Source organism: Streptomyces sp. NPDC038200 (assembly GCF_055600785.1).
In genome coordinates, this window is the sequence record NZ_JBVJYH010000039.1 from 16,893 (window position 1) to 40,070 (window position 23,178).

The 23,178-nt window shown below is 72.0% G+C and carries 21 protein-coding genes and 3 pseudogenes; 9 read left to right on the forward strand and 15 right to left on the reverse strand.

The genetic code is table 11. From position 1 onward, the window contains the following. Positions 1–6 precede the first annotated feature (6 nt). A complete protein-coding gene (locus tag ACZ7KF_RS40735) occupies positions 7–942 on the forward strand; it encodes a zinc-binding dehydrogenase (protein WP_471087502.1) in 936 nt (311 codons plus the stop codon). Between the two features lie 102 nt (positions 943–1,044). Beyond that, a pseudogene (locus ACZ7KF_RS40740) lies at positions 1,045–1,568 on the forward strand (DUF6233 domain-containing protein). A gap of 10 nt (positions 1,569–1,578) precedes the next feature. On the opposite strand, the gene ACZ7KF_RS40745 reads toward ACZ7KF_RS40740, so the two are convergent. Genes ACZ7KF_RS40745 through ACZ7KF_RS40755 form a run of 3 tightly spaced genes read right to left on the reverse strand, consistent with a single transcriptional unit; the run spans position 1,579 to position 2,431 of the window. Next, positions 1,579–1,881: a hypothetical protein gene (locus ACZ7KF_RS40745; protein WP_471087505.1), complete on the reverse strand. Its 303-nt coding sequence runs from the start codon at positions 1,879–1,881 to the stop codon at positions 1,579–1,581. A gap of 54 nt (positions 1,882–1,935) precedes the next feature. Continuing rightward, a complete protein-coding gene (locus ACZ7KF_RS40750) occupies positions 1,936–2,190 on the reverse strand; it encodes a hypothetical protein (RefSeq protein WP_471087508.1) in 255 nt (84 codons plus the stop codon). 43 nt (positions 2,191–2,233) lie between these two features. After that, entirely contained in the window at positions 2,234–2,431 is a 198-nt protein-coding gene (locus tag ACZ7KF_RS40755; RefSeq protein ID WP_471087511.1) for a hypothetical protein, read from the reverse strand. An 888-nt stretch (positions 2,432–3,319) separates the two neighbouring features. Here ACZ7KF_RS40755 and ACZ7KF_RS40760 point away from each other — a divergent pair. Then, complete coding sequence (locus ACZ7KF_RS40760; protein ID WP_471087514.1) at positions 3,320–4,813, forward strand: APC family permease; 1,494 nt, start codon at positions 3,320–3,322, stop codon at positions 4,811–4,813. Positions 4,814–4,869: 56 nt separating this feature from the next. After that, a complete protein-coding gene (locus ACZ7KF_RS40765; RefSeq protein WP_471087516.1) occupies positions 4,870–6,429 on the forward strand; it encodes a serine hydrolase domain-containing protein in 1,560 nt (519 codons plus the stop codon). Here ACZ7KF_RS40765 and ACZ7KF_RS40770 read toward each other — a convergent pair. Beyond that, complete coding sequence (locus ACZ7KF_RS40770) at positions 6,378–7,994, reverse strand: helix-turn-helix domain-containing protein (RefSeq protein ID WP_471087519.1); 1,617 nt, start codon at positions 7,992–7,994, stop codon at positions 6,378–6,380. The two genes, ACZ7KF_RS40765 and ACZ7KF_RS40770, sit on opposite strands and share 52 nt — an antisense overlap. A gap of 138 nt (positions 7,995–8,132) precedes the next feature. On the opposite strand from ACZ7KF_RS40770, the gene ACZ7KF_RS40775 reads away from it, so the two are divergent. The 3 genes and pseudogenes from ACZ7KF_RS40775 (at position 8,133) to ACZ7KF_RS40785 (ending at position 9,164) form a co-directional block, all read left to right on the forward strand. Next, positions 8,133–8,273 carry a hypothetical protein gene (locus tag ACZ7KF_RS40775; RefSeq protein ID WP_471087522.1) on the forward strand — a complete coding sequence of 47 codons (141 nt, stop codon included), beginning with the start codon at positions 8,133–8,135 and terminating at the stop codon, positions 8,271–8,273. A gap of 110 nt (positions 8,274–8,383) precedes the next feature. Beyond that, positions 8,384–8,941, forward strand: a pseudogene (locus tag ACZ7KF_RS40780) (diaminopimelate decarboxylase family protein); the annotation flags it as partial. A gap of 85 nt (positions 8,942–9,026) precedes the next feature. Continuing rightward, a complete protein-coding gene (locus ACZ7KF_RS40785) occupies positions 9,027–9,164 on the forward strand; it encodes a hypothetical protein (RefSeq protein WP_471087525.1) in 138 nt (45 codons plus the stop codon). Positions 9,165–9,415: 251 nt separating this feature from the next. Here the strand turns inward: ACZ7KF_RS40785 and ACZ7KF_RS40790 are convergent, their stop codons facing one another. The 9 genes from ACZ7KF_RS40790 to ACZ7KF_RS40830 form a co-directional block, all read right to left on the reverse strand. Then, positions 9,416–10,240 (reverse strand): MBL fold metallo-hydrolase, encoded by an 825-nt coding sequence (locus ACZ7KF_RS40790; protein WP_161298280.1) that lies wholly within the window; start codon positions 10,238–10,240, stop codon positions 9,416–9,418. Further along, complete coding sequence (locus ACZ7KF_RS40795) at positions 10,233–11,105, reverse strand: NAD-dependent epimerase/dehydratase family protein (protein ID WP_471087528.1); 873 nt, start codon at positions 11,103–11,105, stop codon at positions 10,233–10,235. Before ACZ7KF_RS40795 ends, ACZ7KF_RS40790 begins: the two co-directional genes overlap by 8 nt. A gap of 180 nt (positions 11,106–11,285) precedes the next feature. Continuing rightward, positions 11,286–14,123 (reverse strand): helix-turn-helix transcriptional regulator, encoded by a 2,838-nt coding sequence (locus ACZ7KF_RS40800; protein WP_471087531.1) that lies wholly within the window; start codon positions 14,121–14,123, stop codon positions 11,286–11,288. A 160-nt stretch (positions 14,124–14,283) separates the two neighbouring features. Beyond that, positions 14,284–15,486: an MFS transporter gene (locus ACZ7KF_RS40805; RefSeq protein ID WP_471087533.1), complete on the reverse strand. Its 1,203-nt coding sequence runs from the start codon at positions 15,484–15,486 to the stop codon at positions 14,284–14,286. Between the two features lie 79 nt (positions 15,487–15,565). Then, positions 15,566–16,843, reverse strand: a complete 1,278-nt coding sequence (locus ACZ7KF_RS40810) for a glycosyltransferase (protein WP_471087536.1) — start codon at positions 16,841–16,843, stop codon at positions 15,566–15,568. Between the two features lies 1 nt (position 16,844). Continuing rightward, positions 16,845–17,255 (reverse strand): nuclear transport factor 2 family protein, encoded by a 411-nt coding sequence (locus tag ACZ7KF_RS40815; RefSeq protein WP_471087539.1) that lies wholly within the window; start codon positions 17,253–17,255, stop codon positions 16,845–16,847. A 164-nt stretch (positions 17,256–17,419) separates the two neighbouring features. Continuing rightward, a complete protein-coding gene (locus tag ACZ7KF_RS40820) occupies positions 17,420–18,319 on the reverse strand; it encodes an SDR family NAD(P)-dependent oxidoreductase (RefSeq protein ID WP_471087542.1) in 900 nt (299 codons plus the stop codon). Between the two features lie 115 nt (positions 18,320–18,434). Next, entirely contained in the window at positions 18,435–19,628 is a 1,194-nt protein-coding gene (locus ACZ7KF_RS40825; RefSeq protein ID WP_471087546.1) for an MFS transporter, read from the reverse strand. Beyond that, entirely contained in the window at positions 19,582–19,980 is a 399-nt protein-coding gene (locus ACZ7KF_RS40830; RefSeq protein ID WP_471087549.1) for an SgcJ/EcaC family oxidoreductase, read from the reverse strand. The genes ACZ7KF_RS40825 and ACZ7KF_RS40830 overlap by 47 nt, the downstream gene beginning before the upstream one ends. A gap of 252 nt (positions 19,981–20,232) precedes the next feature. Between ACZ7KF_RS40830 and ACZ7KF_RS40835 the strand changes: the two genes are divergently transcribed. Next, complete coding sequence (locus ACZ7KF_RS40835) at positions 20,233–21,123, forward strand: LysR family transcriptional regulator (RefSeq protein WP_471087551.1); 891 nt, start codon at positions 20,233–20,235, stop codon at positions 21,121–21,123. A 315-nt stretch (positions 21,124–21,438) separates the two neighbouring features. Here ACZ7KF_RS40835 and ACZ7KF_RS40840 read toward each other — a convergent pair whose 3' ends face one another. Beyond that, the gene (locus ACZ7KF_RS40840) at positions 21,439–22,032 is read right to left on the reverse strand and encodes an MBL fold metallo-hydrolase (RefSeq protein WP_391836728.1); all 594 of its coding nucleotides are present in this window, start codon (positions 22,030–22,032) and stop codon (positions 21,439–21,441) included. A gap of 93 nt (positions 22,033–22,125) precedes the next feature. Here ACZ7KF_RS40840 and ACZ7KF_RS40845 point away from each other — a divergent pair, with 93 nt between their 5' ends. Next, positions 22,126–23,082, forward strand: a complete 957-nt coding sequence (locus ACZ7KF_RS40845) for a GlxA family transcriptional regulator (RefSeq protein ID WP_471087554.1) — start codon at positions 22,126–22,128, stop codon at positions 23,080–23,082. On the opposite strand, the pseudogene ACZ7KF_RS40850 reads toward ACZ7KF_RS40845, so the two are convergent. Continuing rightward, a pseudogene (locus ACZ7KF_RS40850) lies at positions 23,079–23,178 on the reverse strand (IS481 family transposase); the annotation flags it as partial. The gene ACZ7KF_RS40845 and the pseudogene ACZ7KF_RS40850 sit on opposite strands and share 4 nt — an antisense overlap.

Here is a 23,178-nt window from a genome sequence, read left to right on the forward strand (position 1 = left end):
CTCGTCATGAAGGCCCTGACGATTGATCACACAGCACCCGGGCACCTCGCGCTCACCACGGTCGCCGACCCCGAACCCACCGCCCACCAGGCCCTGATCCAGGTCCACTCGTTCTCCCTCAACGCCGGCGAGGTCCACCATGTGGTTCCCGAAGGTGACGTCGGCACGGTGCCGGGCTGGGACGCCGCGGGCGTGGTGGTCCGGCCAGCCGCTGACGGCACCGGTCCCGCGGTCGGCACCCCCGTCGTCACGGTGGGGGCGGACGGAGCCTGGGCCGAACTGCGCGCGGTGGACACAGATTTGATCGGCGCCGTGCCCGAGGGGGCTGACCTCGGCCCGATCAGTACGCTGCCGGTCGCGGCGGGCACGGCGCTGCGTGCCCTGCACCGCATCGGACCGATCCTTGGACGGCGCGTGCTGGTGACCGGGGCGGGCGGCGGCGTGGGCCGCTTCACCCTGCAGCTCGCGGCCCGCGGCGGCGCACACGTCACCGCGGTGACCAGCGACCCGGCGAAGGGCGACGCACTGCGCTCACTCGGCGCCCACGAGATCGTCACCGACCTGGCCACGCTTCAGCACCTCGAACCGGTACACGGAGTGGTCGAACTGATCGGCGGCGCCCACATGGTCGCCGCACACGGCGCCCTGGCCGAGAACGGCGTACTGGTCTCCGCAGGCCACATCTCCGGCGACGGCGAGCAGTTCCCCTACGGAGCCCTCTTCGGCAACGGCCGCCGCCACAACCGCCAGATTGCCACCTTCTACCTGCTGGATGACTCCGCAGGGCTTGGTGCCGACCTCACCTGGCTCGCCGCACTCACAGCCCGCGGCGAACTGGACCCGCAAGTCGCCCTGCGCACCGACTGGACGCGGGTGGCGCGGGCAGCCGCTGAACTGGCAGGTGGCCGCGTGCCGGGCAAAGCAGTCATCGACGTCCGCTGAGTGGACAGGGCGCTGTCCCGCGGGGCCTGTGACGATCTTGCGGACTGCGAAGCCATCAGGGTGTCGGCAGTTGACTCCGTAACACTCGCTCAGGAGTGCCGGATCGGCGACACCGCCGGTACGCCTCGGGTCTGGAGACAAGCGGCGCTTGTCTCCAGACCCGAGGCATTGGCGCGGTTGTGGAGGCGGCGGCAGACCGAGACGGGCTGGGTGTACCTCGTGGGCCTGCCGTCGTACCGGGACCTCGAGGACGGCGGCGTGGAGGCCGCGGAGTACCGGGTGTGGGTCCGGGCGCCCGAGCACGTGCGGCCGGTCGACGGCATCGACTACGACCAGGCCCCCACCGAGCCTCTTCCGCCGGCGCCGACGTCAACAGTGCGCGAGGTACTCGGAGAGCGCCGGCCTTCGGGCTGGGTCCTGACGAAGGTCCGTGAAGGGCGGAGCCCGGCCCGCGGGGTGCTGCACGCCCCGGACTGCGAGGAAGCACCGCAGGGCATGCCGCTGCTCGATGTGCAGCGCGCCCTGGACGTCGCGGAGAACCCGGGACGCAACTGTGCACGCTGTGCGGGTGCGCTCAGGAGCTGACGCCGATGCTGCGCGGCTTCGACCACATCGGCGGCTCCTGACGCGCGCCGGTCAGGGCGTGTCGCGGGAGCAGTAGAAGCGGCACACCACACCCGGGCCACCCGACGGGCGCTGGTCGTCGGGGCGCGGGTCGTACAGCGCCCGGCCGCCGGGCCACCGCCCCAGCTCGGTCATCAAGGCGACACCGTCGTCTATCTCTTCCGGCCGCCAGCCCGTGATGTCGAGCAGCAACCCGTCCAGCGGCCCGCCGACCAGCGCGGCGTACGTCTGGTGCGGCAGCGGGCCGGGGTGGGGGTCGTCGTGGTCGCAGCCGTACACCCGGCCGCGCAGCAGCTGCTCGTCATCGGCGTTCATCCGGCCAGCCGCGCAGCCACCACCGACAACCACCCCGGCCTCCGAGGCCGCCGGCTACCGGCGACGCCCGATCCCGAACCGGCTGCGCGACTTCACCGCCGGCGCTTCCGCGGCCGCGCGTTCGGCTTCCTCCGCCTGGCGCCGCGCGACCCGCTCAGCCTCCGCGCGGTCGGCGGCCTCCTTCGCGCACGGCCCGCACAGCCGGTCCCACTCACCGGGCCACGAGGACCGCGTCGCCTCCTGCCAGCGGTCGTCGGTGAACTTGGCGCACCGAGTGGACCGCCCGATCCACACCACCGTGGTCTCCACTCCCCTCCGTGCACGGGCGCGCAGCGGAGTCCACCGTGTCCTCTCATCCCCGGCGGCGGCCCCGCGCGGTGCGCCACGGGTTCGGCCGCCCGCCGGGGTACTGCCGGGAGCGGGAGCGGCGCTGGGCGGGTGGCGGCGTCGGCAACGGGTACAGCGCCATACGCAGCCAAGCCGCGTCGGCGAGTTGCTCCAGGCGCTCGCGCTGCTCCGGCGAAAGGTGCGGCGGGGTCGGGGCAACCATGGGGCCTCCGTGCTTGAGGGGGCGGTCCCCTGGCACCCTCCCTGCTCCCGGGTGACTTCGGGGGTGGGCGGCCGGTCGCGTCCCGGCGCCTGGCACGGTGACTTCGTCGTCCGTCCCGCCGTGCGGGCCGCACGGCGCTTCACGGCTGAACCATGTTCGTCACGACAGCCATGCAGGCCCAAGACCACCGGGGATCAGAAACACGCACTCATGCCGGAACGGGACTGCCGGAGCCTGCGCTCAGTCGTCGTCCGTATCGCTGCCGGCGCCGAGGACACGGCGCCGAGTCGGGGACGCCGCCGAGGGAGGTCCGAGCACCCCGCGGGCCCGTAGCTCATCGATGTCAGGGAGACGGACGCCGGGAAGCGCGTCAATAAGGTCGGCCTGGGCGGCGCGGGTGCTGTGCGCGGAAGCATCGGGTCCGATGCCAAGCGAGCGGCGGGCGGTCACATGATCATCGTACGGATGGTGTGCTTGTACGAGGAGACCTGCGTCCTGTCCGCGACGTGCTGCCGTACGACACGCTCAACCGTTGGCCGGGACTCGCGCCGAAGTCACCCAGGTCGTCCGGTGGCCAGGGACTTGCTCCCAGTGGCGCAGCCTGGTCTACCCGGTCCGACCGCTCGACCGTGTGAGGCAGGGGACTGCTCGTGCTAGGCCACACCCGCGCCGATCCCCCGGCGGCAACAGGCCGCGTGACTCATTTCGATGATCCTTGAAGACGGACCCCAGTCTCCGGGGGGCTTCGTCGTGTTGTGGGTGGATCGGCCCGGCGTTGGTGGTAGCGACAACCGGCGGGCCGTGGCTTTGGTGCGTACGACGAGGACGGTCCCGATGCGGCACCCGTACGTTGTGCTGACCAGGCGCGAACGAAGGGTGGATCCCAGGATGGCCGAACTGATCCCGGTGGAAATCACGCGGTCGGCGCCCGGGGCGGACAGACGCACGCTCGGTGTGCTGCCCCTGGTAGGAATCTTCTTCTTCACGGTGTCCGGAGGCCCCTTCGGGCTCGAAGCCTCACTCTCCAGCGCCGGTCCGGGCATGACCCTGCTGATGATCGTCCTGGTGCCGGTGGTCTTCGGTGTGCCGAACGCGCTGGTGGCAGCGGAGTTGAGTGCCGCGATACCGGTCGACGGCGGCTACTACTACTGGACGAAGATCGCGCTCGGCAGGGGTGCGGCGTTCGTGTTCGGGGTCTGGAATTCGATCGGGTCGGTGCTGAACCTCGCCCTGTACCCGATCCTGCTGGTCGACTACCTGGCCACCTGGGTCCCGGACGTCGCCCGCGGGAAGGGGCTGGTGATCGTGGACCTGTTCCACGGCGGTTTCGTCGTGGACCTGCACTGGATCGTCACCGTCGCCCTCGTCGTCCCGATGGCGTACCTGAACTACCGCGGTTCCAAGGCGGTCAGTGAGTACTCGGTCGGGATGATGCTGCTGATTCTCGCGCCGTTCGCGGTGCTGACGGTCCTCGGCATCTGGCACGGAGTCGGCAACGGGATCAACGTGCTCTCGCCCTTCATGGTGCCGGGGCAGAGCGTCCACTCGTCGGTGGCCGGCGCGCTCAGCGTCATCGTGTGGCTGTATCTCGGCTTCGACGGCCCGAGCACCGTGCTGGGCGAGGTCGCCGACGCGCACCGGACCTATACCCGGGCTCTGGTCATCTCGGTTCCGCTGATCATCACCGCCTACCTGCTGCCCACCATCGCCGCCATCGGGAGCGGGCTGCACCGGGGTGCGCCCGCCGACTGGGTCCAGGGCGACTTCATCGTGGTCGGTGACGCCCTGGGCGGCATCTGGCTGAAGGTGCTGCTCTCCCTGGGGTCGGCGCTCTCCCTGGTGGGGCTGTTCATGGCGATCCTGCTGACGAGCACCCGGGTCCCGCGGGCGCTCGCCGCGGACGCGTACCTGCCGCGCTGGATGGCCCGGGACAGCAGACGGTTCAACACACCGGTGGGTGCGCTGCTGGCGAGCACCACCGTCGTCGTCGTGCTCTCTGCCGTCGACTTCAGCTCGATCCTGCGGGCCACGGTGCTGCTCACCCTGGCCTCGATCCTGCTGGAATTCGTGGCCTTCCTCGTCCTGCGCTGGAGGTATCCGCGGATGCTCCGGCCGGTTCGGGTCCCCGGCGGCTGGCCCGGTGCGGTCCTGGTCGTCCTGCTGCCCACGGCGATGATCGTGTACCTGGCGTGGAGTACGGCAGTCGACGAGGCCGCGATGTTCGGTATGAGTCTCGCGGTGGCGGTGCTGGCCGTGCTGCTGTATCCGCTGTGCCGGCGGTTCGTCAAGGGCGACCGGCCGGACGCGGAGATCGATTCCTCCCGGGTCGAGCTGGGTCCGGACCGGTTCGCGGGATTCGGTTCGCGGAAGGCGGGCGTCTGATGGATGTGAAGCGGGTGCTTACCGAGCTTGCAGAGCGGTTGCGGACGTGGTGGCCGGTGCCGGGAATCGCGATCAGTGTTGTCGACCGGAGCGGCGAGTGCGCGTTCGTCACCGCGGGGTTCGCGAACGCGGAGTCCGGGGCGCCGCTCTCCCGTCGCACACGGTTCGAGATCGGTTCCATCAGCAAGACCTTCACCGCCTTCCTGCTCGGCATACTGGCGGACGAGGGGAAGGTGGACCTCGACGCGGCGGTCTCCGACCACCTGCCCTGGTTCGCCCCGAACGGCGGCTCCCGCGCGATCACCGTCCGGCACCTCCTGCGGCACACCTCCGGCCTGGTGGCCGGGGCCGACGCGCTGCCCGATGCCGCCGCACGCGGCTACGCGTTGCGCGATGCGCGGATCTGGGCCGAACCAGGTGAGCTGTTCCACTACTCCAACGAGGGCTACAACCTGCTGGGGTTGATCGTCGAGCAGGTGACGGGGGAATCGCTGGCGGACGCCATGACCGGACGGCTGCTGCGGCCCCTGGGCATGCGCGATTCGGCGGCGCGGATCACTTACGAAGACGTCGCCGAGCTCGCCACCGGGTACCGGTTTCTGCGCGACGACCGCCCGCCGCTGCCGTCGGCCCCGCTCGCGCCGGCCGGCTTCTTCGAGTATTCGGCGGCCGATGGGAACGTGCTGGCAACCGCTTCCGACCTGGGGCTGTTCGCCCGCATGCTGCTGGGCCGGGGCACCCTGAACGGCACCAGGATCATCGGGCCGGAGCATTTCCGGCAGATCGTCACGGTGCCTGCCGACGCGGTCAGTTCCAGTTACGTGCTCGGCGTGGACGTGGAAGTGATCGACGGCCGCACCTGGCTGACGCACGCCGGCGGGATGGTGGGATACCGCTCGTACCTCGCCGTCGACACCGACGGCGGACACGGTGTCGCCGTGCTGACCAACGCCCCTGGCGAGTGCCAGATCATCGACCGCTTCGCCCGCCATGTGCTCGCCGTCGTCCAGGGAGCCCCGCCGGACCCAGCGCTGTTCGACCCGGAGCGGATCCCCGACGCCCGGCGTTACGTCGGGATCCACGGAACGGCGCCGCGTCAGATCCGTGTCGAGGCCACGGGGGACGACCGGCTCTCGCTCACCTCAGACGGAGTGACCGGCAAGCTGTACGACGCGGGGGACGGGCGGCTGGTGTGCGATCACCCGGGATGGTCCGCCTACCACCACTCTCTGGACGGACGCTGGCTCCACGGGCCCGAGTCACTGGGCCCCAGCCCCTGCGCGCCGGCCGCTCCCTCGCACGCGCTCGTGGGTCACTACCGGAGCTACACCCCCTGGTATCCCAGCTTCAGCATCGTGCAGCGGGCGGGACGCCTGCACATGATCGCCGCGACCGGCGTGGAAGCGCCCCGCGACGAACCGGAACTCGTGCCGCTCGACGACGGGACGTTCCGCGTCGGAGCCGATCCCCGGCTGCCGGAGCGCCTGACGTCGGGCCCCGCCCCGGACGGCGCGGTGCTCTGGGTCGACCTGGACGGGTGCCGCTACACGCGCTCGTTCCGGGATCAGCCGGAGCCCGGGGAAGCGCCCGTCCGCAGTTCATGCACCCGGAGCTGAAGGTGCGCGAGCAGCATGGCGTCGGCATCGGCGAAGTCCAACCCGGAGACCTCGCGGATACGGCGCAGCCGGTAGCGCATGGTGTTGGGGTGGATGTGCAGGGCCTCCGCCGCAGTGTCGGTGGCTCCCGCGGCGGCGAGATAGGCGGCCAGGGTCGCCGCCAGTGGGCCGTCCTGGCCCTCTTCCTGGCGCAGGCGGTGCAGCGCGCCGCTGGCGTCCGGCAGGCCGAGCGCCTCGGTCGCGTCGGCGAGGTGCAGCAGCAGCACCGCCAGTGCCATGTCCTGCACGGTGCGCACGGCCGGTCCGCGAACGGCCGGGTGCCGCAGGGCCCGCAACGCGGCGTCCACCTGCGTCCGCACGTCGGCGATCCGGCGCATCGATTCGGCCGGGCCGCCGACGGCGACCACGTACTCACCGGCCAGTGGGGTCCGCGCGAGGAAGTCGCGGGCCAGGGCGACGGCCGACTCCAGCGACGTGGTGTGTTCCGGAGGCCAGGCGGCCAGTACGTACACCGTTCCGGTGCCCGTCACCAGGACTGAACGAGGGTGTACGGCCGCCAGGAAGTACTCCAGGGTGTCCGCGAACCGGCGCAGTCCGGCGGCGTCCAGCGCGTCGGGGCCCGTGCTCCCGGCCAGCCGCGGGGCTGCGGCCAGGACGCAGACCGGGCCGCAGCCCAGTTGCAGCCGGCTCGCCTCGACCGGGTCGGCCGCCCCGCCGAGTACGGCGGCGGCCAGCTCGCCGCGCTGACGGCGGGCGTAGGTGGTCTCCGTGCGCAGGCCGACCAGTTGCAGCGCCACCACGGGCGCGAATTCGCGCAGCCGGGCTGTGGCCGCCTCGTCGAGCGGCCCGGTGACGGCGGCCCAGATGTAGCCAAGGACGTCCGAACCGGCCCGGACCGCGATGGCCACCCTGGCCAGCTGGTCGGCTCCGGTCGCTTCCATGTAGACCGGTTCGGTGCTGGCATGGAGCCGCTCGAACTCTTGGCGCTCGCGCTGTTCGGCGAGCGTCCGCTGGTGCACGGCCCGCCCCAGGATGGTCTCGATCCGCTCGGAGTCCGTCCGGTCCTGCCCCTGCGACCAGGCGACCAGCGCGGAGGAGCGGTCCTCGATGGTGACCGGGGCGCCGACGGCCTCATAGACCGCGTTCGCCAGGGCGAACAGCTCCGCGCCGCTACCGGCCGAGCGCACGCGCGTCCTCGCGTACTCGAGCAGCTGCTCACGGACGGTCGTCGCCACGTGCATCCAGGACGCGTCCGCGTTGACCTCGATGATCGCCGGCCCGTCGTCGGCCGACGGCGGCACCGGGGCCTTCACCGCCAGCACCTCCGCGCCCGCCTGCCGCATGGCCGCGGTCAGCTCGCGCAGCTCGGCCTCCGTGGTCACGCCGACCCCCAGCACCACGCACCCGGGTCCGAGCCGTGTCGGCGCGCCCGGGGCATGGATGACGATGTCGGTGAGCGGCCCTGCGCTGCCGGTCCCCTCCTGGACTAGGCGCAGCAGCGCCGGCCCGATGTTGTCCACGAGCTGACGGACGGGCAGGTGCCCCTGAGCGCCGAACTCCCGCATGGTGCACCCCCGGCTCGAAGGACTGTTGAGAGCGTCAAGTCTGGGAGGTCCGTATTGACGATGTCAACGAAGATCCTGGGTGACCGTAGCGGGAGCATGGCAGGAGAACGCGACGGATCGGTGGTACAAGGAGCACGGGTGGCAACGACGCAGACGCACGAAGGCCGGGAACTGCTGGGGCTGTCCCCCCCAGGGACCACCCAGGACGGGAGCGGCGGGCTGGTGATCGGCGGCGTACGGCGGCAGAACTCGCCGAGTCCTACGGCACTCCCGCGCTGATCCTCGACGAGGCGTCGGTCCGCGCCCGCCGGTACGCCGACGGCCTGGCTGCCCGTTGGCCGAACTCCCGCGTCACCTTCGCCTCCAAGGCCTTCCCCTGCACCGCCGTCATACGCCTGCTCGCACAGGAGGGTCTCGGCATCGACGTGGCCGGCGGCGAGCTGACCCTCGCTCTTGCCGCAGGGGCGGACCAGGCCGGCCTGGTCATCCACGGCAACGCCGAGGAGGAGCTGCGCCTCGCCGTCGAGGCCGGCGCCGGGACGATCGTCGTCGACAACTTCGACGACATCGACCGGTTGGAGAAGATCCTCTCCGGCACCGCGGCGGAGCAGGCGGTACTGGTCCGGGTCACCCCCGGCATCCGCCCCGACACCCATGAGGCCGTGTCCACCGGTCAGAACGGCTCCAAGTTCGGTCTGCCCCTGCCGCAGGCCCGGGCGGCGATCGCGCGGCTGCGCGGCAGTGACCGGCTGCGGCTGGACGGCGTCCACGTGCACGTCGGGGCGCAGATCCTGGCCCTCGCCCCCTTCGCGCAGGCCGTCGAGGCGGTCGCCGAACTCGGCGAGTTCGCCGTCTACGACCTGGGTGGTGGCCTCGGCTCCCGCTACACCTACGCCGACCGGCCGCCCACGGTGGAGGCGTACCCCGACGCCGTCACCGGCGTCGCCCGACGCCTGCTGCCCGCGCACGCCCGCATCCTCATCGAGCCGGGTCGCTCGATGGTCGCCGAGTCCGGCGTCTCGCTGTACCGGGTTGTCTCCGTCAAGCGCGGTTGTCTTCCCCTTCGAGGCGGCCGTGGACGCCTACTGGCATTACGCGACCGGCGCTCCCTTCGGCAAGGTCGTCGTCAGCCACTCCTACGCCTCCCCGCAGGCCCCTACTGGGGCATGACGAGCAGTCAGAGGCTCGAGTGCCGGGCGTGGCGGCCTCCCAGTCGGTCGGCACGGCCTCGGCCGGGCCCTCGGCGTCCGGGAGCGTGGCGGGATGTCCCGGTGAGGTTGTCCGTGATCTGCATGACGGCGATCGGCGGGCGGTGTCGGCGGCAGTGGCCGCCGACACCGCCCGCCAGGCCGGCACCGGATCGCAGGACTCCCCGCGTGGCCCTGCGTCCTGATGACGGGGCAGTTGTGCGGTGGGGTGTGTCAGTCGCCCGGAACGGTGCCCTCCTCGAAGCGGAGGTAGCGCTCGACGGACCGGGCCAGGACTTCGTTGCCGTGGCAGGTGACGACCCGGTCCCACCAGGCGCCGTAGATCCGCTCGAAACGGTAGCCGGCGAGCAGGTCGGCCGCCGCGCGGACCGCCTGCGGGCGCTCCGGGATGTGGTTGGCGTAGCTGTGCATGAGGGTCACCCAGCGGCTGTCCGGGCAGACGTTGACGACGTCGCCGGTGAACAGCGCCCCGTCGCCGGCGCTCCAGTGCAGCACCGCGCTGCCCGGGAAGTGCACGCCCGGGTTGATCAGGGTCACCTCGTCGGTGAGCTGGAGTGTGCGCCCGCTCCAGAACCGCACGGCCGGGTCCGGCCGGCCCACCCACTGCCGGTCGGCGTCGTGGAGATGGACCGGCGCGTCGAAGGCGTGCGCCCACTCCACCATCGCGGAGTAGAAGTGCGGGTGGCTGATCGCGATGTGGTCGATGCCGCCGAGCTCCTCGACGGCGCGCACCATCGCGTCGTCCAGGTATGGCACGCAGTCCCACAGCACGTTCCCGGCGGCGGTGCGCAGCAGCAGGGCCCGCTGGCCGATGGCGAACTCCGGGGTGACCCCCACGCCGAGCACATCGGGCCCCTGCTCCTCGAAGCGGCCGCTGTGGCCTTCCTCCCGCAAGCCTGCCAGTGTCGTCCACTGCTGGCCGTCCCGGCCCACGTACTGCCGTTCGTCCAAGCAGACCGGACAGTCCGGACGCGCGGCGGCGTACTGGGTGCCGCAGGTGCGGCAGATCGGACGTGCCGGGGCGGTGGTGTCAGCCACGGCTGCCTCCGGCGAGTTCGGTGAGGACGTACGGACGGCTCGGCCGCCAGCCCAGTTCCTCGACGGCGCGCCGTCCCGACACCACCTGGTTCAGGCCAAGGGCCTCGGCGAACGGGCCGCCCACGGCCTCGGCGGCCTGCTCCACCGGCCAGGGCTCGACTCGGCCCGTGCCGCCCGCGGCGATGTCGGCGGCTGCGGCGAGTGCCGCGACCGGCACCGCTTCGTGCGCCACGCCGTGCAGCACGCTGCCCGCATCGGCCTTGGTCACCGCCAGCACAAAGAGTTCGGCGAGGTCGTCCACGTGCACCATGGGCCAGCGGGCCGCGGCCGAGCCGACGTACCGGCCGGTGCCGTGCTCGCGTGCCCAGTCGGTCATCAGACCGGGGATACCGCCGCCGCGGCCGTACACGATGCCGGGCCGCACGACGACGGCGCGCACGTCGTCCCCGGCGGCGGCCAGCACGCGCTGCTCGATCCGCGGACGGTAGCCGACGATGGCGATGGCGTTGGTCGGCGCGTCCTCGGTCAGCGGGGTGTCGCCGGTGGCGCCGAGCACCCACACGCCACTGGTGTAGACGAACGCCCGGTTCGTGCCGCGCAGCGGTGCGAGCAGCGCCTCGAGGGCGGCGGTGTCCACCGCTTCGCCGCCGGTCGGGGTGGCCAGGTTCACCACCGCGTCCACGTCGTCCGTCACCGCCTCGCGCAGCGATGCCGGGTCGGTCAGATCGCCGACCCGCACCGGCACGTCCGGATGGAGCGCGGCCGCATCCTTGACCAGGGGCACCACGTCGTGGCCCTCCAGCGTCAGACGGGACACCACCGCGGAGCCGATGTAACCGGTGGCACCGAGCACCAGAACCCTCATGAACCCTCCCGAGCAGACGTTCTTCGAACAGGAGAACCGTAGGAATCGCGCCCGCACTCGCGGATCCGTCGAACGACCGGGGTGCGTACCGGCGTTCAGCCGCAAAGGGGCCGAAGGGCTGACCGGGTCGACCAGACCGACGGCGAGGAGGTGACGGGGGGAGGCGGGACCGGGTGGAGGTCAGCCCAGGTCGAGCGCTCCCAGGGCGGCCCGCGATGTCACGCCGAGCTTCGGGTAGGCGTTGGACAGGTGATAGCCGACCGTGCGCGGGCTCAGGAACAGGCGCGCGCCGATGTCCCGGTTGCTCAGGCCAGTTGCCGCGAGCCGTACCACTCGCAGCTCCTGCACGGTCAGCCGGTCCACGAGAGCCGCCCCCGCCGCTGACGCGGCCGGGGCGACACCGACGGCCCGCAACTCCGCGCGGGCCCGATTCGCCCACGGGGCGGCCGACATCCGCTCGAACGACTTCAACGCCACGGTCAGCGCCTCCCGGGCGTCAGCCCGCCGCTTCGCCCGGCGCAGCCACTCCCCGTACAGCAACCGGGTGCGCGCCTCCTCGAACGGGCGGCCGTCCCCTTCGTGGGCGGCGAGCGCCCGCTCGTAGAATTCCTCCGCAGTTGCGGCGTCGGCGGTGAGCAGGGCGCGACAGCGCAGCTCCACCGCCCTCGCCCACGCGGTTCCGGTGGCCCCGGTCCACCGCGCGAAACTCTCGGCGGCCGGCCCGGCCTCGGCGGCCCGCTCCGTGCGCATGGCGGCCTCCACCTGGTCGGGCAGGCTGTGTACGGAAACCATGAGGTGCCGGTGCGGGCCCCCTGTCAGGGCGGCGAAATGTTGCAGCGCCCGGTCGTAGCGGCCGAGCCCGAGGTCGAGCAGACCGTGTGCCCTGGTCAGCCAGAACGGGGACGGTACGACATCGGGGCACAGGTCCTGTCCCGGCTGTCGGGCGGAGCCGCGGCCGAGCAGGTCCCCGCCCCCCGGGCCGTCAGTTCCTTCCGGTCCCTCCGTGGCGCCCGGCTCCTTCCCGTCGAGTGCGGCCAGCACCGCCAGGACGCCGCTGAACATCGTGGCGAGATGGCGCTGACCGGTGTCGCAGGCGATCTCCAGACCCTCGACCGCCGTCGTGTACGCGTCCCGGTGCCGCCCCAGGAACAGCCGCAGCCGCGCCAGCCGTAGCAGCACCCGCGGCAGCACCCCGACGGCACCCTCCACCCGGCACTCCCGCTCCAGGGCCACGGCCTCGTCGTGCACCGTGCGGTACTCGCCGAGCAGCACGTCCCAGCCGTGCAGCCGCACCTGATCAGTCAGGCTGCGCTCATGCCGGGTCCGCACGACGTAGTCGGCGAACTCCCGTACCGCCGCCGCCCCGTCCACCAGATCACCCGCCAGCATGTCGAGAACCCCGGCCGCACCCCGGTGCACGGGATGCTCACCGAAGTCGAGACCGGCCACCTGCGCGCGGGTGTGCCGGGCCGCCGCGACCGGGTCCGGCGCCTCCCAGGCCATCGCGGTGGACTCGAACAGCAGCGACGCCCCCATGGCGGGACGGTGCGCCGTCACCTCGGAAGTCGCCTCGACGAGCAGCAGCCGCGCCGACTCCGCGCGGCCCTGCTCGTGTTCGAGCGCTGCCCGGACGCTGGCAAGCCGGGCGACCGCCGGTGGACTGCTCACCGGCCCCGCCTCGTCGGCGAGCATCCCCGCGAGTTCCACCTGTCCTGCCTCGGCTGCTGCGGCGGCCGCGGCGGCCAGCCGCAGCGACCGGGCTTCCTGGTCCTCGGTCAGCCGGGCGGCCCGCCGATAGGCGGCGGCGACCGCCGCCCGGCCGCCCCGCGAGCGGAACAGCTCGGCGCTGCGCTCCAGTTCGGCGGCGACCTCGTCGTCGTAGCCGACGGTCGCCGCGGCCAGATGCCAGGCCCGGCGGCCCATGTCGTCGGCGGCCGATGCCGCCTCCGCGAGCGCCCGGTGCGCGGCCGTCCGTTCGGCCAGCACCGCACCCTGATATGCGGCGGCGCGCGCCAGCGGATGCCGGAACACCAGCCGGCGTCCGGACACTCTCACCAGGTCCGCCGCCTCCGCCGGCCCGAGATCGCCGGCCGCCGCGCCCACCCGTTCCCCCGCCGCCACCAGCAGCGCCACGTCGCCGGTGTCGTCCGCCGCGGCGACCGTCAGCAGCAGACGGGTCGGCGCGAGCAGCGCTCGAATCCGCTCGTCGAAGATCCGCCGCACCCGCCACGAGGCCGGCAACACGGCGATCTCCCGGGCGTCCAGCGGCTCGCTCCCGTCCCGCTGGGCCGCCGTCAGAGCCACCACGAGCTCCACCATGGCCAGCGGATTACCCTGCGCGAGCCCGAGGATGCGGCTGCTCACGTCGGCATGCAGCTCGGGCGCCCGGCCCGCCAGCAGCGCCGTCCCCTCCTCGTCGGTCAGCGGCCCGAGGTGCAGCATCGGCAGGCCCTGCGCGCCGTCGAAGGCTGCCGCATCCTCATGCGCTGCGATCACCATGGCCACCCGCCCCCTGCCGAGCCGGCGGGCTGCGAACAGCAGAGCATCCAAGGTCTCCAGGTCCAGCCAGTGCGCGTCGTCCACCAGGACCACGACCGGACGTTCCTCGGCCAGCTCGTCGAGCAGGCCCAGCGTCGCGGCCCCGACCAGGAAGCGGTCCCCGGCGGGCACGTCGTCCGGCGTGATCGCTCCGCGCAGCGCCGTCAACTGACGCTCTGGCAGGCTCCTGACCCGGTCCAGGGTTCCCCGGAGGAGCACCTGCAGACCGGCGTACGGCAGCGAGGCTTCCGACTGGACACCAGTACACCGCAACAGCCGGGCTCCGGCTGCCGCCGCGGAGGCGCATCGGTCGAGCAGTGCCGTCTTGCCCGCCCCTGCCTCGCCGAGGAGCACCACGGCCCCGCCCCGGCTCTCCCGGACTCCCCTCAAGAGCCCGTCGAGCACTTCCCGTTCGTGCTGCCGGCCGCTGAGACCGGCGGGCCCCCGATCGGCGGCGCTTGCCCGGACCGCGTCGGTCATGTGGTGCTGTCCCCTCCTTCAGTGAGCATGGCTGACGATGTCATCGGTCCAACGGCGGCGCTCGACAGCACGGTGCCGATGGGCCGTTCCTGTCTTCTGATGAGCGGGCTGACCTGGCTGACCCGAGCCCGACCAGGCCGGACAGCAAAACGCCGGGACACTAGCCGGCGCCTCCCCGGATCAGTGTTCTCGACTCGGTGGCCTCTCGGTGTTCGGGCGGCACGGCCGCGGCCGTCGTCGTGTACACGGCCTCGGCCGGCAGGCGCCGCTCCAGGGCGAGCAGCATGCCGGCCCCCGCCGTCGAGCTCGCCGCCAGCACCAGCCAGGGCAGCCGGCCGTCGACCGCCAGCAGCCCGGTGAACAGTGACGGCGCCAGGGTCTGGGACAGCGCCCAGGACAGCTGGTAGGTGGCCAGGTAGCGGCCGCGCGCCTCGGCGGGAGCGGCGCTCACCGAGAGTGCGCCCGCGCTCGGGCTGTGCACCAGTTCGCCGATCGTGTACAGGACCAGCAGCCCGACCAGGCCGGCCATCACGCCCTGGCGGGGCATACCGCCCAGCAGGGCGTAGCCGAGGAACGCGGTGGCGAAGACCAGGGCGCCGACCGCGGCCACCCGGGTACGCCGGGCGAAGCGCCGGCCGAGCCTGCCGACCGGCACGCCGGCGAAGGCGCAGAGCGCGGTGTTGACCGCGAACAGCGGACCGGCCACCGAGGCGGGCAGGTCGAACTGGCTCACGGCGTACACCGGCAGCAGCACGCTGAGCGCCGAGTAGCCCAGGGCGATCAGGAAGTTGGCCAGGGTGAGCCCGGCGTACGGGCTGTCGCGCAGCACCGCGCGATAGCCGGCCCGCTGCCGACCGGTCGCGGGGCGGACCGGGTGCGGGGGCCTGATCCGCAGCGCGAACAGTGCCGCGACGAAGAAGGTGGTCGCGTTCAGCCAGGCGACCGCCAGGAAGCCGCGGTCACCGCCGAGTTGGACCAATCCGGCGGCGAGCAGGCCGCCGGCGCCGAGGCCGGCGTTGTTCACGCTCCGGGCGAGTGCCATCAGCCGGTCCCGGTGCTCCCCCTGGCCGAGCTCGCCGATCAGGGCCTGCTGGGTCGCGGGGAACGCCTGGGCGCCGACCGCGGTGAGGGCGGCGACCAGGGCGAAGACCGGCAGGGTGGTACCGAGCGGGAAGGCCAGGAAGCCGAGGCCACGGGCCAGATACAGGGCCAGCCGCACCCGCCGGGCACCGAACCGGTCGACGGCCCAGCCGCCGACCGGCATGGCACCCATCCCCAGCAGCCCGGCAGCGGTCAGGACGGTGCCGATCGTCGGCAGTGGCAGTCCGGTGATCCGCTGGAAGAAGACCAGGCTGAACGGCACGTACATACCCGTGCGGCCGCGTCCACCAGCATCCCGGCGATCAGGTTCCGCTCGCCGGGCACCCGGCGATCCTTCACCTTCATCCCCTCTCCTCGAGTGCGGGGTGAGGCACGGACGCGGGCGGCCTTTCCCAGCCGACCGTGTCGAGCAGCAGCTTGGCGGCCGCCGTCGCCCCGTCGGTGCGGATCGTGGCAGCCACGGCGGCCGCTCGTGCGCGGGTCCCGGGGGTCAGGGCCGTCTCGAGTGCGGCCGACAGGGACTCGTAGGTCAGGGTCGGACCGTCGTGTGCCGCGCCGATGCCCAGCTCGGCCACCCGGCCGGCCCAGTACGGCTGGTCCGCCATCTGGGCTGCCACCACCTGGGGCGCGCCGGCCCGGGCCGCCGTCGTCGTCGTACCCGCGCCGCCGTGGTGCACGACGACGGCCACCCGGGTGAACAGCACCTGCTGGTTGACCTCGCCGACGGCGAAGCAGTCGTCCCGGTCGTCGGTCAGGGCCAGGTCGGCCCAGCCGCGGGAGAGGAGGACGCGGCGGCCCTGCGCGCGGACCGCCTCGACGGCCGCCCGGGAGACGCTCTGCGCGTCGCGGACGGGCATGCTGCCGAAGCCCACGTACACCGGGGGTTCGCCGGCGTCCAGGAACGCCTCCAGAGCGGCCGGGAGCGGGCGTTCGTCCGGCCGGATCCACGCGCCGGTCTGCACCACGTCGAGGTCGACCGGCTGCGGCCACGGGCTCAGGGCCGGGTCGGCCGCCAGCCATGGGCGGTCGGTGAAGACGTGGTCGCGCACGTTCTCCACCGGGGGCAGACCGATCGCGGCCCGGTGGGTGTTGACCGCCTCGCCGAACAGCGCGTTCATGTGCTCGGTGTTCAGGTCCCACAGCACCCGGTTGTCGGTCACCTCCGGCGGGAGCGGCCGGCCCGGCCACGCGAGCGGCGGGTGGTGCGGCGACGGCAGGTAGGTCGGGAAGTAGGCGACGAACACGTAGGGGACGCCCAGCTCATCGGCCACCGCCCGCGCGGCGGCCGCGGCCGGGATCAAGCCGGTCGCCACCACGACGTCGCATCCCTCGGCCACCGCGGCGACCGAGTCGTACGTCGCGGCGAGCATCCGGGCCGCACGCTCGGACAGGCTCTCCGCCGGCAGCGGCTTCCCCGTCCCGGTCACCGCCCTGGTCGCCATCGCGCGCAACGACTGGCCGAGCGGCACCAGTGGGATGCCGGCACGGTCCAGCAGCTCCGCGAAGTCCGGCGGGGCGCACATCTGCACCTCCGCGCCGAGTGCCCGCAGTTCCGCCCCGAGCCCGAGCATCGGCTCGACGTCCCCGCGCGACCCGTACGCCGCCAACAACACACGCATTTCAGGATTTCCCTTGCTTTCCATGGATTCCGGCCCTGGCCGGCGGGGCGTCGCCCGTGGTCTTGCTGTAGCCAAGGGACTCCACAATCAACCCGTCCCGTACCAGCGTGAGGCTCACGCCGCGGACCGAGTCGGTGGGTCCGTCGCGGAAGTGGCACCGCCAGCGGACCGTCGCCCGTTCACCGGTGATGACGACGCTCTCCGGCTCGAACTGGATCGTGCGGTCCTCGGCGAGTGCCCGGCAGAACTCCAGGCACTCGGCGCGGCCTTCATAGCGGGTCCCGTCGGGGGCCGGCTCCTTCGCCTCCATCACGCAGTCGTCGGCGATCAGGTCGGCGAGCGTGGAGGCGTCATGGTCGATGAAGGCGCGGTTGAAGCAGTGGATGACCTCGGCCGTGGTACGGAACGTCAATGCCGCAACTCCTCGGAAGTGGAACGATCGGTCTGCCATTTCCCGTTCGGGCCCGGCCGGGCGACCGGCCCTCCCGGCGGTGCGCGTGCCGGCCCGGTGCCGACGGCCGGGCACCCCCGGTGGCCCGAAAGGTCCGGTTCGGCCGGTGCCTGCGGGTCGTCGGGTCATCGCGTCTCCTGCTGAAGGCCGGTCCCCGCCTCCCCGACCGTGGTGGCGGGAGCGGCGATCGCCTGTTCTGCGGCGCGGCTGACGTGCTCCCATGCCGCCCAGGTGTCCATGCGGGTGCGGGTGATGTCGAACGCGAGGTCGTAGACCATGCTCCCCAGGAGCAGGCGCAGCGGCGGCTCGTCGCTGTCGACCAGCTTGAGCAGCGCGGCCGCGGCGAGCTTCGGGTCGCTGTCGACCGAGCCCTCGGCGAACTGCTTGGCCAACTCCTCCCGCAGCGGCGCGTACGCCTCCAGGGGGCTCGTGTTGCGCATGGCGGTGTAGAGGTGGGTCCAGTAGCCGCCGGGCTGAATGATGCTTACCTTGGCCCCGAAGCCGGCGGCTTCCGCGGCGAGGGCTTCGCTGAGCCCCTCCAGGGCGAACTTGCTGGCGCTGTAGAGACCGGTGCTGGGGAAGCCGCCCAGGGCGGCGATGCTGGAGACCTGCACGAGGTGTCCGGAGCCCTGTTCGCGCAGGACCGGCATGACGGCCTGGGAGACCCAGAGGGCGCCGAAGAAGTTGGTGTCCAGTTGGGCCCGGGCCTCGGTCTCGGTGAACTCCTCGACCATGCCCATCGACAGCATTCCGGCGTTGTTGACGACGATGTCGAGCCGACCGAAGTGGGCGACCGCCTCGGCGACGGCGGCGAACACCGCGTCGCGGTCGGTCACGTCCAGCCCGAGGGGCAGCACCCGCCCGGGGTGGGCGGTCGCCAGTTCGTCGAGCGGGGCCGTGGTGCGGGCGGCGACCGCGACGCGGTCGCCGGCGGTCAGCGCGGCCTCGGCGAAGGCGCGGCCGAGGCCCCGGCTGGCGCCGGTGATGAACCAGACGCGGCTCGTGGTGTCGGCTGAGAGGTGCATTCGCGGTACTCCTGTCTGAGGAACGAGACGCCCGGGGGTTCGGTCCGCCGCGGTCTCGGGTGTGGGAGGTTCGGGTGCGTGCGTGCGTGGTGCGCGGGCGTGTCCGGTCGGCCGGTCAGCTCCTGCGCGCGCTCCATACGGCGAGGGAGGTGAGGAGGGTGAAGAGGGCCCCGGTCGTCAGGGCGGCGTTGACGGAGAGGTGGGTGGCGACGATTCCACCGAGGAGGGCGCCGAGTGCGATGGCGAGGTTGTAGACGGAGGTGTTCAGGGCGGTGGCTGCCTCGGTCGATTCGGGTGCGGCCTTGAGGATCCAGGTCTGGACGGCGACCGGTACGCCGCCGAAGGCCAGCCCCCATGCCAGCAGGAGGAGCGCGCCGCTGACCGGGGTGCGGCCGGCGAGGGGGAAGAGCCCGAGGACGACGCTCAGCACGGCGCCGATGGTGATGATGGTCGCGCGGATGTTCCGCTCCGCAGCCGCGCCGGCGAGGAAGTTGCCGAGAATGCCGGCGACGCCGAAGCCGAGCAGCAGCGGGCCGATCATCGCCTCGTCGACCCCGGAGGTGGTCTGGAGGATCGGGCTGACGAAGGTGAAGGCGGCGAAGTGACCGCCGACCAGGAGAAAGGTGGCGAGAACGCCGGCTCGTACCACGGGGTGGCGGAACTGCTGCGGCAGCGTGCGCAGCCGAACGACCTGCTGGGCGGGCATGGGAGGCAGCAGGAGGAGCAGGGCCACCAGCACGAGGAGGCCCAGTGCGCCGGCGGCAACGAATGCCGTCCGCCAGTCCGCGAGCCCGCCGATCAGCGTCCCGGCCGGTATGCCCAGGACGTTGGCGGCCGTCGCGCCGCCGAAGACGATCGAAATGGCCCGGGGGATGGACCGCTCCGGCACCAACCGCACGGCGAGGCCTGCGGCGAGTGCCCAGAAACCGCCGATGCTGATGCCGACGAGGAAGCGCGAACCCAGCAGGACGGCGAAGTTGGGTGCCAGTGCTGTCAGGCCGTTGGCCAGCACCATGAGGGTGATCAGGCCGATCAGGGCGACCCGCCGGTCGAGGTGCCGGATCGCCACCGGGAGCAGCGGCGCCGTGGCGGAGGCGACCAGGCCGGGCACGGTCACCATCAGTCCACCGGTCCCCTCGGAGACGTCCATCGCGCTGCCGATGAAGGGGAGCAGCCCGACGGGCAGGGACTCGACGGTCACTAGCGCGAACGTTCCGACCGCCATCGCGACGACGGCGAGCCACCTGGTGAGGGGTGTTCGCTCACCAGCGGAGGCGGTGGGCTTCGTCGCAGAATCGACGATGGTCATGGTGGAACTCCGGGCTGTAGGGCTCAGCTTGCGGCGAGGGCGCCGTGGTCGATGACCGTGGTGTTCTGGGCGAGGGCGATGTGCCATCGGCCGTCGTCCTTGGCGCTTCGTAGGTGACGGTCAGCGGCTGACGGGCCGTGCCGGGCAGAGCGCGGTGGGCGAAGGCGCTGATCTCCTCCAGGCCGGTCAGCGGGTCACCGTAGGGCATCGTCCAGAAGGCGTCCTGGCGGAACAGCTCCGTGAACGCGTCCGGCAGGCCGTTTCGCTGGGCGTGCTCGACCTGGGCAACGAGGGTGACGATGGCGCGCACCTCCTCCTGCGAACCGGTGACGCCAGTGACGATGGGCTCCATGAGGGTGTCCTTCCTGGGTGTGCGGGTGTGCTGGCGCCCCGGGACAACGGCTGGTCTCCCGTCCGGCACGCTGTCGGCGGCCGCAGGCGGGCCGCCGGGCGGTGCGGTGTCACCGGTACGGGCGCCGCACCGCCCACGGACCACCGCGCGGCGGTTCCGGCCGCTGTCGATCTTCCAACTCACCACCGCGCCCATCAACGTCGAAGATCAGTAAGCTCCGATAACTGAGACTTATGACGGGGGTCGGCACAGGTGGAAATACGCGACATCGAGATCTTTCTGACGTTGGCCGAGGAACTGCACTTCGGCAGGGCGGCCGCCCGGTTGCACCTCACGCAGGCTCGCGTCAGCCAGGTGATCGGACGCCAGGAGCGAAGACTGGGCGGCTTGTTGTTCGACCGTTCCAACCGCCGCCAGATCCGCCTGACCCCGCTCGGCCAGCAGCTCCGCAGCGACCTGCGGCCGGTCTACGCGAACCTGCGCGACAGCCTCGAACGCGCCCGGATGGCGACCCGCGGCAAGACCGCACGCCTGCGCGTCGGCATGCTGCCGTTCAACGTGCCCGACATGTACCCCTACTGGGAGACCTTCCGCTCCCGTCATCCCCAGTGGGAACTGCAGCTGCGCCGGGCGCCTTACCTCGACCCGTTCGCCAGGCTGCGCGAGGGCGACATGGACGTCTTTCTCACCTGGCTGCCGGTCGACGAGCCCGATCTCACCGTCGGCCCCGTCCTCTTCCGCGACCCCCGCGTCCTGGCCGTCGCCGCAGGCCACGAACTCGCCGAACGGCACTCCGTCCCGTTCGAGGCCCTGGCCGACTTCGCCCATGCCATGCCACCCGACATGCCCGACTACTGGGAAGACGCCTACCTGTCGTTCCACACGGCCCGGGGAAAGCCGATCGAACGTGTCGAACAGGTCACCAACGCCGACGAACTGATCCACCTCGTCAGCACCGGCGAGATCGTCCACCCCTTCCCCTCCCACGTCACCCGCTACTGGTCCATGTCCCACGTCCGCTTCATCCCCGTCCCCGACATGGGGACGATTCCCTACGCCCTGGTGTGGCGCAGAGACGGAGAGAACGAACTCGTCCGGGCCCTCGCCCAGACCGTCCGAGACATCGGCGTCCTGCACTTCTGACGCCGCCCGCGTGTAACCGTCGCCACCCGTACCCGGCTTCGACCTGCCGAGGTGTCGAGCTGGTGCGCCAGCAGGTGTCCACCGGCAGCTCCCGTTCCTCCAGGCGCAGCCGCCCATGGCGGGTCAGGCGAGCACTTTCCGCGCGGGGTGGGGTTTCCCGTTGACCGTGCACAGCGAGCACCCACATCACATGCGGCGCGGTCACCTGGTACTTGGGAGAATCCGGCCACGACCGTCCCGCACCCTCCTCCGCACCACTGCACTCCTCACTCCCAGAGCGTTGACCAGAAGGAGTGGAGAAGCGCGGCTGGAGTATCAGCGCGGAGTGGTGTCGTCGCCCTTGAACGGGCCGCCGTGGCCGGGCACGATCAGGTCCGCCGTGGCCAGTACCCGCTGCCGGGATGCGCGCAGCACCTCGCGGTCGGGGGCCACCGGGTCGTCCGCCGGGCCGTTCGCGTGCCACCACAGGTCGCCGGCGAAGGCCACCACGCCCGAGTCGGTGCCAGCCAGCAGCGTGATGTCCTCGGGGCTGTGGCCCGGGGTGCGGATCAGGCGTAGCGACGGGGTCAGTTCGTAGCCCTCCGCGTCCCGGTTCGTCCAACTGTCGCCCTGGTACTCCACCTTGTGGTCGTGCACCCGGGCACGACCGAAGAGGCCCACGTTCATGGTGTTGTCCGGGTGGTGGTGGCTGAGCACCACATCGGTGATGTCGTCGGGGCCCAGTCCCAGTTCTGCGAGCGGGGCGAGGATGTGGTCGTGGCTCGCCACCATGCCCGGGTCAAAGATCACATGCCGTCCCCCGTCGTAGATGTAGGAGACCGTGGCGGCGACCCCGGGGCCGGTGGAACCCACGTAGCCGGTGGTCAGGATCTTGTATGCGGCGCTGCGGCCGGCCGGTGCGTCTGTCATGGCCTCCATCCTTCCGAGTACGACCGTGAGCGACGAGTGGCACTGATGCCTCTTATCGCAGGATTCATGCCAACCGTGTGCCACACTGCGCCCATGTCGCCTTTCACGACCGTCGCCGCCTACGTCCCTCCCGGCGTCGGCATGCTGGCCGTCGGCATCGTCACCGAAGTGTTCGGTCCCCACGGAGCGGCGCTGCCCGGTTTTGACTTCGCCCTGTGCGCCGAGCGGCCCGGACCGGTGCCCACGGACTGTGGCGTACCGCTGTCCATCGCGCACGGACTGGACGGGCTCGCCCGCGCCGATCTGGTCATCGCCCTGCCCGGGGCCGGATTCCGCACCCCACCCGCCCCCGCCGTACTCGACGCGCTGAGGACCGCACACCGACGCGGTTCCGTGGTCGCGGCCCACTGCGTCGGCACGTTCGCGCTCGCAGCCGCAGGACTGCTCGACGGCCTACGGGCGACCACGCACTGGCGATTCGCCGAACTCCTCGCCGACCGCCACCCGGAAGTCACCGTCGAACCCGACGCGCTCTACATCGACGAGAGGAGCATCGTCACGGGCGCCGGAGCTGCCGCGGGCTTCGACCTCTGCCTCCACCTGCTGAGGCGGGAGTACGGCGCCGCAATGGCCAACGCCGTCGCCCGGGACATGGTGCTGCCCTCCCACCGCGAGGGAGGACAGGCCCAGTACCTGGCCGCGCCCGTCCCCCAGGACGGCGAGGACGAGCGGCTCGCCGAGGTCCTCGGCTGGGCCCGCGAGCACCTCCACGAGCCGCTGCCCGTCACGGAACTGGCTCGCCGCGCCATGATGAGCAAACGCTCCTTCGCCCGCCGCTTCACCGCCGCGACCGGCACCACCCCCCACGCCTGGCTGCGCAGCCTGCGGCTGAGCAGAGCCGAGGAACTCCTGGAAACCACGGATCTGCCCGTCGAGGAGATCGCCCACCGGGTCGGCTACGCGAGCGCCGCCGTGCTGCGCGAACAGTTCGTACGGCGCCGAGGCGTCCCGCCCCGCTCCTACCGCCGGGCCTTCATCAGTACGCGCTAGCTGTATTGACCCGAAGCGTTGTTCACACGGCTGATCGGTGGGTGGCCGCCGAGTGCGGTGTGGCAGCGGTGGTGGTTGTAGGTGTGCAGAAAGTCT